The 17074-nt window shown below is 41.2% G+C and carries 10 protein-coding genes; 2 read left to right on the top strand and 8 right to left on the bottom strand.

The features are described 5' to 3' along the window. Positions 1-69: 69 nt before the first annotated feature. Positions 70-3009: a pullulanase-associated domain-containing protein gene (locus J9318_RS05160; protein WP_210561956.1), complete on the bottom strand. Its 2940-nt coding sequence runs from the start codon at positions 3007-3009 to the stop codon at positions 70-72. Between the two features lie 441 nt (positions 3010-3450). Between J9318_RS05160 and J9318_RS05155 the strand changes: the two genes are divergently transcribed. Then, a complete protein-coding gene (locus tag J9318_RS05155; protein WP_210561954.1) occupies positions 3451-6498 on the top strand; it encodes a TonB-dependent receptor in 3048 nt (1015 codons plus the stop codon). Between the two features lie 157 nt (positions 6499-6655). After that, positions 6656-8206, top strand: a complete 1551-nt coding sequence (locus tag J9318_RS05150; RefSeq protein WP_244731909.1) for a tryptophan halogenase family protein — start codon at positions 6656-6658, stop codon at positions 8204-8206. 20 nt (positions 8207-8226) lie between these two features. On the opposite strand, the gene yqfB is transcribed toward J9318_RS05150, so the two are convergent. From yqfB to bamB, 7 genes are all read right to left on the bottom strand, one after another. Then, positions 8227-8532: a N(4)-acetylcytidine aminohydrolase gene (gene yqfB / locus J9318_RS05145; protein WP_210561952.1), complete on the bottom strand. Its 306-nt coding sequence runs from the start codon at positions 8530-8532 to the stop codon at positions 8227-8229. Position 8533: 1 nt separating this feature from the next. After that, positions 8534-10081 carry a DUF418 domain-containing protein gene (locus J9318_RS05140; protein ID WP_210561950.1) on the bottom strand — a complete coding sequence of 516 codons (1548 nt, stop codon included), beginning with the start codon at positions 10079-10081 and terminating at the stop codon, positions 8534-8536. 131 nt (positions 10082-10212) lie between these two features. Next, positions 10213-11433: a GGDEF domain-containing protein gene (locus J9318_RS05135; RefSeq protein ID WP_210561948.1), complete on the bottom strand. Its 1221-nt coding sequence runs from the start codon at positions 11431-11433 to the stop codon at positions 10213-10215. A 112-nt stretch (positions 11434-11545) separates the two neighbouring features. Then, on the bottom strand, positions 11546-12670 hold the full coding sequence (locus J9318_RS05130; protein ID WP_210561947.1) for an anhydro-N-acetylmuramic acid kinase: 1125 nt from the start codon (positions 12668-12670) through the stop codon (positions 11546-11548). A gap of 11 nt (positions 12671-12681) precedes the next feature. Next, positions 12682-13980 (bottom strand): peptidoglycan DD-metalloendopeptidase family protein, encoded by a 1299-nt coding sequence (locus J9318_RS05125; RefSeq protein ID WP_210561945.1) that lies wholly within the window; start codon positions 13978-13980, stop codon positions 12682-12684. 145 nt (positions 13981-14125) lie between these two features. Further along, positions 14126-15691, bottom strand: coding sequence for a ribosome biogenesis GTPase Der (der, locus tag J9318_RS05120; RefSeq protein WP_210561943.1), 1566 nt, complete (start codon positions 15689-15691; stop codon positions 14126-14128). A gap of 106 nt (positions 15692-15797) precedes the next feature. Continuing rightward, on the bottom strand, positions 15798-17069 hold the full coding sequence (gene bamB, locus J9318_RS05115; protein WP_210561942.1) for an outer membrane protein assembly factor BamB: 1272 nt from the start codon (positions 17067-17069) through the stop codon (positions 15798-15800). Positions 17070-17074 lie beyond the last annotated feature (5 nt).

The raw sequence follows: 17074 nt of genomic DNA, 5'->3' as shown, positions 1-17074 counted from the left end.
AGCCTAAGCTGGGTTTTTCTCATTAAATGAGTCGTTCTTTACGCTCATTTCATCTCAACGCTTTACTCATTAATCTTGAGTAATTGTTAGCGTCTTGGTTTTATCATTAAAGATAAACTTAAAGTCACCGGCTGCTGCTGGGTCAAATGACAAGTTATTATCATTTGCACTGCCAAGTACCACTGGTGTATCAAGGGTAACCGCTTCAACGCCATCAGTTGCAGAACCCAGGTTGATAGTTGACCAATCACCTGTTGCTACTTTAAAGAATACGTTGTCAGCACCAAGGCTTAACGTTGCTGTGTACTCATGGCCAGCTTCTTTATCCTCTCCAGTACTAGCCGGAGTAACTGCATTAAAGGCGAGTTTGTCTACTTCACCCCAACCGTTCATACCACCACGAATAAAGATTGGTAGTTTTGACACTTTAAGCACAGGCTTCTTCTCAAAATCAGCAGCGTCGTAAGTTAATTCAAATTTATACGAAGTAGACTCATCAGCAATTACTTGCATGTTGCCACCCGCTTCAGTAATAGTCAGTGCATCATCATCTTCTGAGATAGTTACTGATCCAAAACCGATATCAACTGATGACCAATCTTCAGAAGCAAACTTAAACGCGTGAGCGTCTGTAGATGCTTCAAGTCCGTATATAACTGAGTATGATACTGAGTCTTCATTGTAAATGATTTCATCCGATGCTGGCGCACCCCAACCATTAATTGAGCCACGAATGTAAGCTACATTTGCACCTAGTGGCTTAGACGGTTGTGCTTTAAACGAAGGCTTGTCAGCGTCCGATAGATCAAGCAAGAAATCATACTTTTCATCTACAGGTATCGTTAATGTAATTACCGAACCATCGGCTTTTAACATAACCTCTTCGTTTACATCAGCAGCGTTGTCTGTATCAGCACCAAGAGCAAAGTCATTCGCCGTATCTGCGAATGCAACCGTGTAAGTTCCCGCGGTCAATTCTCGCTTAGTCACTTGATAAACACTGTCACCTTTGTAATTCATGCTAATCGTGTCACTACCTAAAAGTAGGTTTGGATAAGCATTAACCGGCACTTGGTCTACTTCTAATGTTGCTTCATTTGCTGCTGGTGCTCTAAACACAAACTGGTAATAACTTGTGTCTTGCATCTTGATACCAAGATCTTGACCCACGTTTTCACCGGCTGTTAAAGGTTTTGGACTACCACCAATCACAAGTGCATCGCCACCGCTTACGCCACCGTAAGAAGCCGGTTCGGACCAGTCCGCATCCGCAATTTTAAAGCTATAGCTAGTTACACAGTCTTCTGTACATGCGAAATCGCTATGATTTGCACCGGCTGCTAACGTTAACAATGTGCCTTCAGGAAGTGTAATTGCAAGTTCTTCAACGACTGGAGTCGTCGCACCTTCTGGTAACGTAACAACGTTGCCACTTTCAGCTAACGTCACTTGTGTGCCATCAGCCATAGTAAACACTGTGTCTTTAGGAATGTTATTTAGGTCGAGTGTGAAATCAACCGCTGTACCTTCCTCGTCAACCGGTTGCACAAACGTTAATGTTGCACCTACACCTGTTGTTACTTCAACTGACGCATCTGCAGCAAACTCTAATGCCGCATCAGTAGGATGTTCACCGTAAGTGAAAATTTTACGGTATTCGCCATCAGCTACTTTTTCAAACTCAGTGCCTTCAGTTGGATTACCCCAACCGTTAAAGCCACCACGTAATAAAAACGTCGTTTCTGGGTCAAATTCTGCGACACACTTTGATGGAATATCAACTTGGCCGACACCGACGGCATAAGTGCCTTCAGGACAGTTATCAATAGCTTGACCGACACAGGCTTCACCTGCTTCATCTAAGCTTGTACCCCAACCACATGACTTGCTTCCTGCCGCCGCACCAAAATATGGGTGTTGGTTAGCTAAGTAAGCACCGTCTAATAAGTTTGCTGGGAATCCATCTTGGAAGTATGAAATTTTATCTAAGTTATGGAATACAACGTCACCTGATTTACCAAGCGGGATCATAGCGTCGTTTTGTGTAATGAATTTGTCGCCAGTGCTCTTGTTGTAAACAATCATGTTGCCACAAGCGTCGTGACCTTCTTGAAGATCAAGAATCCAGTACATACCGAAATTATCATCTACATCTGTTGCAGCTAAGCCAGAACCCCATTGAGTTGTAGAGGTTTCCTCGTTATACGCAGTACAGTTTGCATCATTCCAGGTATGAATCGTGATATTTTCGTAGTTTGAATCTACTTGTTCACCATTCTTACGATAAAATATGACTGCTTTTTCCCCCGTTGCTGCTGCGGTAACAACAGCTTGAGGAAGTGCAGGTACATCTTCAATTGGGTTTTCTTCAGGAATAATACAGTTGTATTTACCAGACTCATCAATAACTTGATAGTTAGGACATTCTGTCGGTGGTGTATAACATGCTTCTTCACCGTTATTAGTCGCAGATAAAGATAACTGCATGCCTAATGCGGCTTTAGGTAAGCGCTGAGATTTACCTAGATAGTCCGTATATGGAACCGTATCAAACCACGCATCAAACCAAGTATCAAAGTCATCCCCGAAGATAACATCTTGTTTTTGGTTAATTTTGAATTCACGCGCTTCAGCTTTCGCCACTAAACGACGTGCTTCTTCTTCCATAGTTAACCCAAGAGTTTGATATAGGTCATAAGTTCCATAATCAAAGTCATAAGGATTAAACGAAGCTTTAAAGTCTTCTACTTGTTGATCAGTAAATGTGTCATCTGCATTCGCAATTGATAATGCAACTGTTTCTAGTGCATCAATCTCTGCTGCTGTGAGAGGATGGAAATCAGCATCAACCGTTTGCACGATGTCCGGCAATTTACACCAAAGACCCGTTTTTGTTTCATCATCAAAAACTTTGGTCTTTTGAATCGTTTCTTCCTCTGTACCACAACCACTCAGGACTGTAGCCGTCGCTAACGCAGCTAGCGACAAAGGCTTTAACTTAAAATTCATAGGAAATAACTCCAATTAACTAGTGTTTTAGTTTTTAGGTGCTATTAAAGTATGTTGTCCACCCGCTGACGGCGAAATAGCGAGGTGTAGGTAATTGATTAACCCTGTTAATATTTATTATATCGTTGTGATTGGTGTTGCCTGGTCACAACTTATTAATTACCGGTCCGAAAAACGTTGATTGCAATACACTCAACATATCGAATTTAAACAAGCCATGGTGCTTTGTATATACTGTTTTATAGGCTTACGGCATGAATACGTATGCGTGCAAATGCGCACTTGTATATTTATTAACAACTCTCTATCTTTGCATACGTTGCCAATATAAATAAACGTTATATAAGTGTATATAAACGCTATTTAAAGTGAATTGTTTAGTCCGACAAGCGAAATCACACTCTTCAAAAACATAACAACAACTTGTTTTGAGGAACACACATGAAAAAGTTCAAGCCAAGTGCGCTAACGCTAGCTTTAATGCTGGGCGGCGTCACTATTGCTTCGATGCCTACTATGGCGGTTGAAGAAACCGACAAAGACAAAAAGGCAATCGCTGAGGCAAAAGCCAAAGCTGAAGCAGAAAAAGATTCTGATGTAGAGGTTATCGAAGTTCGCGGCTTTAGACGCAGCTTAATTCAATCACTTAATACTAAACGTTATTCAGATACTGTTGTAGAAGCAGTTTCCGCCGATGACATGGGCTCGTTACCTGACGTTTCCATCGCCGACGCTATTTCTAGACTACCTGGTGTTACGGCTGTTCGCTCTGGCGGTCAGTCTAGTGAATTAAACATTCGTGGTATGTCTGGCGGTTTTGTATTTGCAACATTGAATGGCCGTGAAGTGGTTACCGACCAGGGCGGTCGCTCTGTTCAGTTTGACCAGTACCCTTCAGAGCTTATCAATCAGGTTCAAGTTTATAAATCACAAAAAGCATCTTTAGTTGAAGGTGGTGTTGCCGGTTCAATTGAACTGCAAACGGCGGATGCACTTGATAACGATCAAGAGCACACCTTCACAGTACAAACAAAACTGAGTTACAACGATTCAGCAGACGAGCACCCAGATGCAGACCCACTTGGTAACCGTTTTAGTTTTTCTTACCAAGGTAAATTCATGGACGACACCGTTGGTGTTTCCCTTGGATATGCGCGTTTACAGCAACCTCGTATTTCTACGCAGTTTGTTAACTATCAACCACGTTTAGGCGTATTGCCGTTTGACGGTGCGCAAGATGGTGGCCTAACGCTACCGACTTACGACGAGAATGGTGTTCAAGACGGTACTCAGTCTGGTAACTATATTGTTCCTCAGGGCTTTGAATTAATGGCTCGTGGTGGTGAAGAACTTCGCCAAGGCTTAATGGGCTCCATCTCATTTAGACCTAACGAATCGTTAACGATAAAAGCGGATGGTTTTTACTCTAAGTTTGATTCACAAGGCATCGACCGAGGTTACCGTGTAAACGGTATCGGCTCTATTTTAGATGGTTCATCTATCGACTTTGAAAATCCAATTTTAGCGGGTGAGAACGGTGAATATATCGTTGGCGGTACTTATTATCGTGACCGTGGCGATGTTAATGACAATCCTCCTTATCCTCGTTTTAACAATACATTAACCTTGCAAACTCAAGCCGATGACAATACTACTGAAAGTGAAGTTATGTCGTTTGGTGTTAATGCAGAATGGATTGTTAATGACAACCTTGTTGTTGATTTTGACATTGCTCACTCAGAAGGTGAGTCGGACTATCGCGATGAAGTTATGCGACTTGCTATTTTCCAAGATGCATCTGCGATGAACCCAGTAGTTACCGATGACATCGTTGTTAACATAGAAACTAATGGTTTAAATTTACCAAACCTTTCATTTAATCAAGATGTTACTAATGCTCTGACCGACCCAAATCGTATGATGGTTGGATCGCTAGAAAAGTATCCTCACCTTGAAAACAATGAGTCAAATTCAGCTCGCGTAGACTTTAAATACACCTTAGACAATGATCACTTATCATCGCTTGAAGCGGGTGTGCGTTGGGCCGATCGTAGCTATAAAAGTGCTCGTAAAGCTTACAACTACGGTGACATTGCTGGATACGGCATCAACCTTCGTAACGGTAACTACATCCTAGGTTATGACGAAAATGGCCAACCAATTGAGAGTGAGACTTATCGTCCTTATCAATTACAAGCTGGCGATTATGAAATCGTTCAACTACAAGGTGAGTTTGCCAACTTCCCTGCCTTTATCTCTGTAGATAACTCATACATTGAAGGTGTGTGGTTAGGCAGCGAAGATACTCAGGCTCGAAAAGACTGGCGTTATGACTGGACAATTTGGCAAGAAAGCGAAATCAAAGAAGAAACGTTGACGGCTTATTTCCAAGCAAACTTAGACACTGAGTTATTTGGTTTACCGCTTACCGGTAACGTTGGTGTTCGTGTTATTCATACCGAGCAAAATGCAACTGGTGTTGAAGATCCTGTAATTAAAAACGATGGTGACCCAATTACCGACGACTTTGGTGTGACAAAAACGGTATACAAACATACTACTTTAGGTATTGATTATACTGATGTTTTACCGTCGATTAACTTGAACTTCCAATTGACAGACCAAGATCAACTTCGCTTTGCCGCTGCAAAAGTTATGTCACGTCCAAACATGAGTGACATGGCCGTGAGCGGTGCTTGGTCATACAATACGGACGAGTTTGATGAGTCAGTTAAAGAAGCCGATTTAAATCGTGATACTTCTCCTGAAGTTCGCCCTTTCTACGCTACACAGTTTGATCTTTCATTAGAGCACTACTTTGTAGAAACAGATGGCGCCATTGTTTTTGCTCTTTATTACAAAGACATTGAAAACTTCCCTGAGAAAGTAACTATTCAAAACTATGACTTCGCGGCCGATGGCATCACAGCGCCAAGTGTTGATAATAACGGTGTACCTGTTGCCTCTGGTGACTACTCGGTATTGTTAAACAACGGTAAAGGCGGTTACTTCCGCGGTGCAGAAATTGCTTATACGCAAACATTCAGTTTCTTACCAGAGTTATGGCAAGGCCTAGGTGTTGCAGCGAGCTTCTCTTACACAGAGAGTGAAGTTACTTCAGAATTCGAAGCGGTTTCTGGTTTAGGTGATCAAACGACACCTTACCCATTCCTTTCACCACGTGTTTGGTCTGCAACTGTGTTCTATGATTATGATGACACTTTCTCGACTCGCGTTAATGCACGCTACCGTGAAGAGTATGTTGGCAATCAGATTGCTATCGGTGATGAGCAAAAAGCTTACTTCGCTGAAGAGCTGGTTGTTGATTTCCAAGCGTCTTATCAATTTACAGAAGAGCTTCAGGGCGTATTCTCAGTAAATAACCTTACTGATGAGCCTAACCGTTCGTACTTTGGTAATGAAGCTGCGACAGGTACTTTGCAGTACTTTGGTCGTCAATTCTATTTTGGACTGAACGCTAAGTTCTAATCCAACATTGATATTCCTTGATTTAAAACTGTCGCTTATGCGGCAGTTTTTTTATCTGGAGTTCATCATTTAATCTAGTTAATCTAATTAGATATCTAAAAGTTAACCCAAAGTCGAAAACAGACTTTAACTAAACTTGAATCGGAAAGTACTTAGCATGTCAAAGATACAAAGCCCCTCTTTGGACAACAGTCAACATATTAAAAACATTGTCATAGTGGGCGGTGGTAGCGCAGGTTGGATGACAGCTGCGATGTTAGCCAAACAATTAGGACAACGTGTCTCGATCACTTTGGTTGAGTCTGACGAAATTGGCACCATAGGTGTTGGCGAAGCGACCATTCCACCGATTAAAAACTTTAACCGAATTTTAGGTATAGACGAAACCGAGTTTTTATCATTTTGTAACGGTAGCATTAAGCTTGCTATTGAGTTTGAGAATTGGACCCGTATCGGCCACAAATACATGCATCCGTTTGGAAGCTTTGCTGCTGATTTTGATTATATGTCGTTTCCCTATTATTGGTTAAAGGCAAATGCAGAGGGTTATCAACGTAATCTAGAAGAGTTTTCTTATGCTTGGCACTTGGCCAGTAATAATAAATTCCACCCGCCAAGTCTAGACCGCAATTCATTGGCATCAACCTTTGACTATGCCTTTCATTTTGACGCTAGCCAATACGCGTTATTTTTAAGAAACTATTCTGAAGGCCTAGGGGTTAAACGAATTGAAGGAAAGGTATCAAACGTTCAGTTATGCCCTCATTCAGGAAATATTAGTAAGCTTGAGTTAGAGCAAAACTCTGAGCATTCTGGTTGTGATGTTTTATCGGCGGATTTTTTTATTGATTGTTCCGGGCAAAGAGCTTTATTACTTGGCGATGCCTTAGGCGTTGGGTTTGAGTCTTGGCAACACTATTTACTGAATGACAGAGCGGTAGCTGTTCAAACTGCTCATATGAAAACGCTAAGCCCATATACTCGTTCTATTGCTCACCATGCAGGCTGGCAATGGCGTATCCCGCTGCAAACCAGAATGGGTAATGGCAATGTTTACTCAAGCCAATATATGAGTGAACAAGAGGCAGAAGCTCTGTTGCTCAGCAGCGTTGAAGGTCCAACATTAACCGAGCCGAAACACATCAAGTTTAAAACAGGTCGTCGCCAGCAATTTTGGCAAAAGAACTGTGTGGCAATCGGCTTGTCTGCTGGTTTTCTAGAACCACTAGAGTCCACTAGCCTACATCTAATTCAATCGGGCATTATGAGGCTTGTTCGACTTTTCCCTGACATGTCGATGAGTGAAACCCTTCAACAAGAATACAATAACTCAACAGTTAAAGAATATGAGGCGATTAGAGACTTTATTATTTTGCACTATAACGCTACCGAGAGAGACGACAGCGAATATTGGCGACACTGCTCAAACATAGACATTCCGGAGTCACTAAAATCACGTATAGCGCTATACAAAGAGCATGGTCACTTAATGATTCATGATAAAGAGTTGTTTAAGCATGAAAACTGGATGGCGGTATTAGCTGGACAAAACGTATTGCCACAATCAGTAGGCCCAGTTATGGCATCGCGAAATGCATTAGATTTGAATAAAACGTTAGAGTCGATATATAACAACATGAAACAAACCGCAACGAGTGCGGTAAGCCATGAAATGTATTTAATGAAAAACTGTCCCTTTAAAGCTTAATTTACCGGCACAAATAAGTGCTAAATTACAACAAAGCTAATAACAAAAAAGTGGGTTATGCCTGGGTAAATGTCGGTTATAACCTGCCTGAGCTGAGTCAATGTCATGTTCTCTTGCAGAGCATGACGTTCATTTAAATTAGCGAAACTAATAGGTTCAACTGATTTAATTTTTATTCGACAAAAATGGCGGTTATCCTCAAACGTTGCTACATCGACTTCACTGCCTGGCTTAAAATGAGACTCGGCCTCATCGCGGATTGTTATGGTTTTAACACCACTTAAAATGTCCGCTTCGAAACGTTCAAAAAAGGTGATTTTATCCACGCTAAGAAACTCGCTTCATTGGCTGAAGTTTCATATAGGTTGCGCATCGCCATAACCATTCAAGTGGGCCATAGTTAAATACTCTTAACCATAAACTACTTACAATAGCTTGGAATACAATTATCGCGACAACCATCAGCATCTGTTCACTTCTTGGGATGTTACCGAACTGCGCAAAACCATATCCATAAAAAATACTTGATAAGATAACCGAATGCATAATGTAATTAGTTAATGCCATTTTACCGATAGGTGATAACCAACCAAACCAACGAACAAACCCAGCTTTTAAACTTAATAAAGCAATCGCACCAAGATAACCTGAACATAATGCAAATTGGCCAAAATAAAATAAACTATTACTTACCGAATTAATTTCAATGGCACCTTTAGTTGCTGGGTGATTCATAATTAATGCAGCGCCAATACTAACCGGAATACCAAAAGCTAGCCCACCAACACACATGACTTTAAAGAAGGTTCTATGCTTTTCTATGTTGCTCATTTTACCGCTCGCGACTAACCAGTAGCCTACGAGAAATAATGGCAAGATAACGCCTAAACCAAAAATAATAGAGTTTGATAAATTACTTACCGCGTAATCCCAACGGTACTTAGTCACTTCCAAATAGCTTGGATTTAATAGCGATTCAGCTTCTTTAGCATAACGGAAATCTCTCTTCTGAGCAGCTTCAAGCCGCTTTTGTGCTAATTGCTCGTTTGTTAACTCAGGTTCAATAAGCTCTTGGGTGTCTGTCACCGAATCGCTCTCGGTCAGCGCTTCTGAGTTGGAATCTTGTTCGGTAACTTCTGAAGAAATGTCATCTGCAGCGTGATCATATTCACTGTTATCACTATTTTTTAGTGCGTCATATTGAGCTTGGGTGAGGTTAAAAGTACCGTTCTCTTTGCTTTCAGCGATCAGTTTATCGGCCAACAGAATGACTTGTTGCTCCTTTTGCCAACCAACTTTCATCTCGGTTTGATCTTTCACTGTTCCGTATACCGCGCCTGCGATTACAGATATTGTCAGTGGGATGAAAATCATATAAAAACCAATTTTTGCATACACCGCTGGACGGTTTCGCTTAGCAAAGCGCTTTGTACGCATTAACAAAACAACACCTAATAACATCATGCCGCCGACAGCATAGTCATGTAAAATGTCACCACCCCATAAAAATGCCATATGCGCTAAACCAATTAAGTACAACACCAGCATACGTCTGGTAAACCAGGCTTTAAACGGTCGACCAACTTGCTCCGCTCTAAGTAGCATCACCGCAAAACCCATACCAAATAACAGTGCAAATAATTTATAAAACTTGCCTTGCACAAAAACTAAGACTAACCAACTAGAGGCATAATCAGCTCCAGTAGAGCTATAGTCAAAACTCAGTAACTCCGAAATTGGTCGGTTAAACCATTCGATGTTCATTAGCAAAATACCAATTAACGCAAAACCTCTTAGTAGGTCCATTATAACGATGCGTTCTTGTGTTTTTACCGGCGCTAATTCTTGCGGTTGAAGAGGTTCATTGGTTGTCATTTCTGCGTTTCCATTCTTATACAACTGATACTTTTTATTGTGACGAAGAATAGCGCGATTAAGAAAACATACAATTTTTAATTGTTACAAACTGTTAGTCGTAAAGCGCAATCAAGTTTAAAGATTAGCAACTATTCCGCTAAGCAGTTTCGGCCCGCTTGTTTCGCTCTGTATAAGGCTTCATCTGCCTGTTTTAAGACTTGGTCAAAGTCTTTTAGTTGCCCTTCTCGCTCAGCGACACCAATACTGATTGTGACGTTTACAAACTTGGTTTTCGACTCTGACTTTTTACGAGACGACTTACCTTTCTTTTGGTCTTCAGGGCGATCATCGTTTCGTATTGCCATCTGGTAGTTTGCGATTTCTTCGCGTACTTGCTCTAAAAATGGAATAGCATAACTTACAGACTTATTAGGAAATATGATCGTAAACTCTTCGCCACCATATCGATAAGCCTTGCCGCCGCCTTTTACATCGTTAATTTTACTCGCAACCAGTCGCAATACCTGATCACCAACATCATGGCCGTAGGTGTCGTTAAATTTCTTAAAGTGATCTACATCCATCATTGCGACCGTGTATCGCTTACCTAATGAAATAGATGATTGGAGTAATGCTCTCCTCGCTGATAAGCCTGTTAACTCATCGGAAAATGCCATTTGGTATGAATCGGTAAGCACAGCATGAATGATAAGGACGCCAAATAAACAGTAGCTCACAATCGTTGTGTAATAAGTAAAGTCACCAAACTGGATCACAATAACACCAAAAGCCAGCGCCCAAATACTCGCGTTTAATTGACTTGGTTTCATTATTTGACGAGTAGCTAAAGTAAATAAACAAATAGCTGAAACAATAAACTCTATTTGAAAATAAGGCGATATTTTTGAATCTGCTGACAGTGAAATGACTTGCGAGGATAAGATTTCATTAACCGTTATTGAGTGATTAAATTTGTAATTGATAAATACCAAGGCAAATAAAACTAAAACTCGAGTTAGACCATGACGCCCCCAAACCATTTTATTTTGATCAAAACTAAAGGCCATGAGCACAAATAACTGAGAGATAAAAAACAGACTAGGGTGAAATGAGAAATAGTCGATGTTCTCGACCTTACCGCTATTCGCCCAAGCTAATGCGAGGAAAAGCACAATATAGATCACTCGGGTTTGATTAAACCGTAATGCGAGAATAATAGTAGCTGCGAATAATAGCAGTGGTGTCTGTAAGATAAGATCTTGCCATGGTGTTAGGTTTGCAAAGCCTGTTTCAACAGCGGATATAACACCAATGAACAAAAGTGTTGGAAACGCGATAGCGCGGAAAAATGCTTGTAGAGAATACGACAATTTTAGACCCTATTATTATAGTTTTTATTAGTTTTATAGTGCTGTATTATTTTTTATTATTTCGTGATTAATGTTGTTTTAAATTAACTAAAGTACGGTTGTGCCACCACAACTAAGCTGACGACACCCAAGCTCCTAATACCGCAGGCTTAGACGTACCAGTAATTGTCGGCAGTGTAGCCGGAATGTTGTCAATCCTACATTTAGCCAACCAAGCAAATGCCATCGCTTCCATATTATCGGGGCAAATACCAAACTTAGCTGTACTACAAACTTCAACCTTAGGTAATGCTGCTGCTAACCTAGCTATTAAAAATTGATTATGCACACCTCCTCCACAGACTGCCAGAACTTTTATTTCGGCTAGTTGCTTAATAGCTAACACGACACTTTCTACGGTTAGTTGCACCAAAGTTGCCTGGACGTCTTGTGAATGAAGTGGTGTATTATTCTTTAAAAACAGTGCTAATTTAGCGTTTAACCACGACTCGTTAAAATATTCCTTACCAGTGCTTTTAGGGTAAGGTTGATGAAAGTAGTCTTCGTCTAATAAATAATTTAACAATGCTTTGTTTACGTTACCACTGCTCGCCCACTGACCGCCTTTGTCATAAGCAAGATTTTGTTGCTTTTGTATCCAAAAGTCTAACAAGGTATTGGCGGGCCCTGTATCAAAACCAATTATATTGTCTTTTGACGCCCACTTTGTCACATTGGCGATGCCACCTAAATTCAGCACCGCGATGTCTAGTCCAACATCTTTAAATACCGAATAATGAAACATTGGTACCAAGGGGGCACCCTGACCACCAAGTGCAACATCCTTACTACGGAAATCGTAAACGACATCCAGATTCAGTGCGGCGGCAACCTTGTGACCGTCCACTAATTGCCAGGTGAACGGCATCGGCAAGTTAGGCTCATGGGAAACTGTCACACCATGTAAACCAATGGCTTTAATGTTACTACGGAGGTTTTCTACTTCGGGGTTCGCAAGAAATAAATCTAAAGCAGCTATAACACTATTGGTATATGACTGCTCTAGCATTTTAATTGCTATTAAAGATTCGATTTGAGCATTTGGTAAGCTTATATCTGATAAACCTTGCTTTAACTTATCAGATAAAGGAACGGAGTCACTGGCAATTAAGAGGGGGGTGTCGGCAAACTCAACTAGTGCAATATCAATTGCATCTAAACTGGTGCCAGTCATTATACCAATATAATAGTCTGACACTGAATTCGCCTTTAACGCATGGCCAATAGAAGGTTTTTATTGTGCTGCAACATGTCCATACGAGATTCTGCCAAGGCTAAGAAGCGTTGTTTTTCATCTTTCGATATAGGATTTGCCTTTGGCAACGAAACCGTTCTCGGATTGCGGTGAACGCCATTTACCAAAAACTCATAATGTAAGTGTGGACCCGCAGCCAAACCCGTTGCGCCCACTAAGCCAATAACTTGGCCTTGCTTAACTTTTGCGCCTTTACGAACTTTTCTTTTTGAGAAATGAATATACTTTGTGGTAATACCGCCGCCATGTTCAACAAAAACATGATGACCGTTAAATCTATCGTATCCTGACTTTATTACTTTTCCATCACCCGCAGCAAAAACAGGTGTGCCTGTACTCGCGGCATAATCTACTCCACGATGTGCTTTATATCGCTTTTGAACTGGGTGGTATCTACGGTTGCTAAAGCTTGAGCTGATGTATTTAAAGCTCACTGGCGCTCGTAAAAAGGTTTTTTGCATGCTGTCGCCACTTGGCGTGTAATAACGCCCATCAGAATAACGAACGGCACTAAAGTCATCATTTTGGTTGGTAAACTCGGCTGCAAGTATTTCTCCATAACCGGCAAACTCACCATCGATAAAAATCTGTTCGACGAGCGCTGAGAAATGGTCGCCCTCACGAATGTCTAATGCAAAATCGACATCCCATTGAAATATATTGGCTAAGTTCATTATAAGCTTATCGTTTAAGCCTGCCATGACGCCAGCGTTCCAGAAATTACTATTAATGGTTCCTTCAAAATACTTTTCTGTTACTACTGTTTCTTTTTGTTCTAATTCTGTCTCAAACTTGCCGTCATCTAGTCTTTTTGCCACTAAGGTCTCAACCGCTTGGGTCGCGTATTGAAGCTCAATAAGCTCGTTATTTTCATCGAAGGTAAACGTTAGATATTTGCCAGGTATTAGTTTGGTAAATTGTTGAGATAGCTTGCCCGAACGAGTGATCTGTAACATGGTTTTTTGTGGTACGTTTTGACGCTGAAATATTGTAGCGAGAGAGTCACCACTTTTGATACGTACTTGTTTAGTCGAGGTATTTGCTTGACTGTAATGAGAAGTTGCTTTTATTTCTAGAGGTAACGGGTATTCCTGACCAACAGCTAACTCTTGATAATCAGCGGCAACATGAATGACATCTTTTGACGCTTCTGCAGATTCAGATGGTAATAAAAGTAAAACAAACAACAAACCCAACGCACCTAACAGGGCATATCTGTGTTGTTTCGGAAAACTGTGTATAAACTCTCTCATTACCTACTTCTCGCAATAAAAGTCACTCGGAACATAATAATCTCTCAATTTGAGCCCTGAGAATAGCATTCAAAAATGCGGAAGCCAACTTTTTAGGGTTGGCTTCAATCTTCACAGTCTAAAATAAGACACTAAATGTCTAGACTTAATTTCTTCTGCTGTGACGTTTAATAAAGCCACCAGCTCGACGTTGTTGAGACAATGTCATGGCTTTCTGTTTTTTGTCTTCAAATGGGTTATCGCCCTCTCTGAATTCAATTTTTATTGGCGTGCCCATTACATCCAACGCCTTACGATAGTAGTTCATTAGGTAACGCTTGTAAGAATCTGGCAATTCATCAACCTGATTACCGTGAATTACGATACGAGGCGGGTTATAACCACCAGCATGGGCGTATTTAAGTTTTATTCTACGACCACGAATCATAGGCGGCTGATGATCATCCTGAGCCATTTTCATGATACGAGTTACCATAGAGGTTGAAATACGCTTGGTTGCTGACTGATAAGCTTCAACAATTGACTCGTATAAATGTCCAACACCAGTGCCATGTAATGCAGAAATAAAGTGCAGACGAGCAAAATCAATAAAGCCTAAGCGACGATCCAATTCTCTCTTAACATCATCTTTTACGCCTTGGTCTAAGCCATCCCATTTGTTAACTGCGATTACTATTGAACGACCCGCATTCAAAGCAAAACCAAGCAAGCTTAAATCTTGATCAGAAATACCTTCTCGCGCATCCAATAGCAATAACACTACATTGGCGTCTTCGATAGCTTGTAGGGTTTTAACGACTGAGAACTTCTCGATAGACTGCTTAATTCGACCACGACGTCGAACTCCGGCTGTATCAATAATAATAAAGTCTTCGTCGTTGCGTGTCATTGGAATATAAACTGAGTCACGAGTTGTACCCGGCATGTCATAAACTACAACGCGCTCTTCACCTAACATACGATTAGTTAGTGTAGACTTACCTACGTTAGGTCGACCAATAATTGCAAACTTTATTGGTAAATCTTCAAAAGGGACCGCCTCTTCATCACTCTTTTCATCATGCTCATGATCAAGTGCTAAATCTTCAAGGGATTGTAACTTCTTAACGTTTGGCTCTGCATCACCGTCAGTCTCAGCGTGTTCATCACCCATGCTTTCTAACAAACGTTCAGCTTCAGCCAATTCATCCATTGCAGCTTCATATTCCGCCGTTAAGCGCTCTACAACTGGCATTAATGAATAATCTAACAGCTGGCTAATACCACGACCTTGAGACGCAGCTATTTGATGAACATCACCTAGTGCTAAAGAGTAAAACTCAGCACTATAAGAATCACCATCAATACCATCGACTTTGTTTGCAACAACAAACGTCGGTTTGTCTTTTTTACGTAAATGCAGCGCAATAGCTTCATCAGCGGCCGTTAGACCCGCTCTAGCATCAACTAAAAATAAAATGACATCTGCTTCATCAATCGCGAGTAACGACTGCTCAGCCATTTCCACATCAATCCCTTCTTCCGTTCCATCAATACCTCCTGTATCTACAACAATAAAGTTGTTTTCGTCATGACTGGCTTGTCCATAACGACGGTCACGTGTAAGTCCAGGAAAGTCCGCCACCAACGCATCGCGCGTCTTAGTTAAGCGATTAAACAGGGTTGACTTTCCAACATTAGGACGACCAACTAGAGCCACTACAGGTAGCATGAATTCACCTCAAAAGTTTGATTTAGTAAAAAACCAATAAATAATAAAAACGAAAAAGGCTTCGTAACCAATATGGACTACAAAGCCTATTAAAAATGTCTAACTATTACGGTAGACGTAAAGCGGTCAGTTCGCCATCTCGAGTTTGTATATATAACAACTCATTTGACGCAACCGGAGCAGTATACGCGCGACGGTCTTCGCTCGTAAACCAGCTTGTAAACCAATGGAATACTGAGTAATCATAGTCATCAAGCTTATAGCGCGAAATTTCAATACCTGACGATTTGTCTAAGAAGTGAAAATAACCTTCAAAATCACCCACTACAATCGTGTCTTTATATACGACTGGCTGTGTTAAGCGGCGATTATAAAAGTCGTTGTTTGTCCACTTCTCCGTACCTGTCGCAGCATCTACTGCGGTTACAAATCCTTTGGAGTCAGTTAAGTAGATAACACCAGCATCTAAAGTCAGGTTGCGATACGACGAGTACTCACGCTTCCAATTAATACGACCAGACTGAATATCAACCGAAGCTAAGTTACCGTTGTATGCGATCATAAAAACTTCACTACCAACGACCACAGGCTTACTATCAACGTCAATTAAACGCTCTAGCTCTGTTGTACCCTTTACTACTGCTATTGGGGAGTCCCAAGCAAGTAGGCCTTGCTCTAACAGCATTACTTGTAGCTTACCGGTCGCCGTACCAACTAGCACGCCACCACTTGCAATGGTAGGCGAAGAGGTACCGCGCAACGTTAACGTTGGAACTGTCGTTTCAGACTGCCAACGTTGCTCGCCTGTATCAGGATGTAATACAACAACATGTCCAGATGTTGTCGATGCTGCTATCCAACCATCACCAGCATCAGGGGCAGCAACTACTTCACCTGGTACTTTTTGACGCCAAAGTAGTTTACCATCAGCCTGCGAAAGCGCGATTATCTCACCATTTTCTGAGCCGATATAAATATTTTTATATGCTGCCGTAATACCACCGCTTAACTTGTCAGTTTCATTATCATTCAACAATATTTTATCAAGCAAAGAAGGCGTATTAATACGCGTGTCAGTTTCCCAAACAGTCTCGCCGGTCAGCTTGTTGTAAGCTATTACTTCACCTTTCCTGCTTGCAGCAAAGATTAAATCACCAACGATGGCAGGTTGAAGGTTAGAAAAATAATTATCGACACCAGAACCCGCTTGCTCTCGCCATTCAACATCAACATGTCTTGTGATGTTAATTGGTTTTAACTCGGCAATTCGTGTTGCTTCATTTTCTTCTGTTGTCTCACAACCCATCAACATTGATGCACTTAGAGACGCTAACAACGCGAGCTTTATACCACTCGTTTTAACACTTTTTAACAGCATATTGT

Source organism: Psychrosphaera aestuarii, from assembly GCF_017948405.1.
GTDB lineage: Bacteria > Pseudomonadota > Gammaproteobacteria > Enterobacterales > Alteromonadaceae > Psychrosphaera > Psychrosphaera aestuarii.
This window is presented reverse-complemented; position numbering and strand designations above follow the sequence as displayed.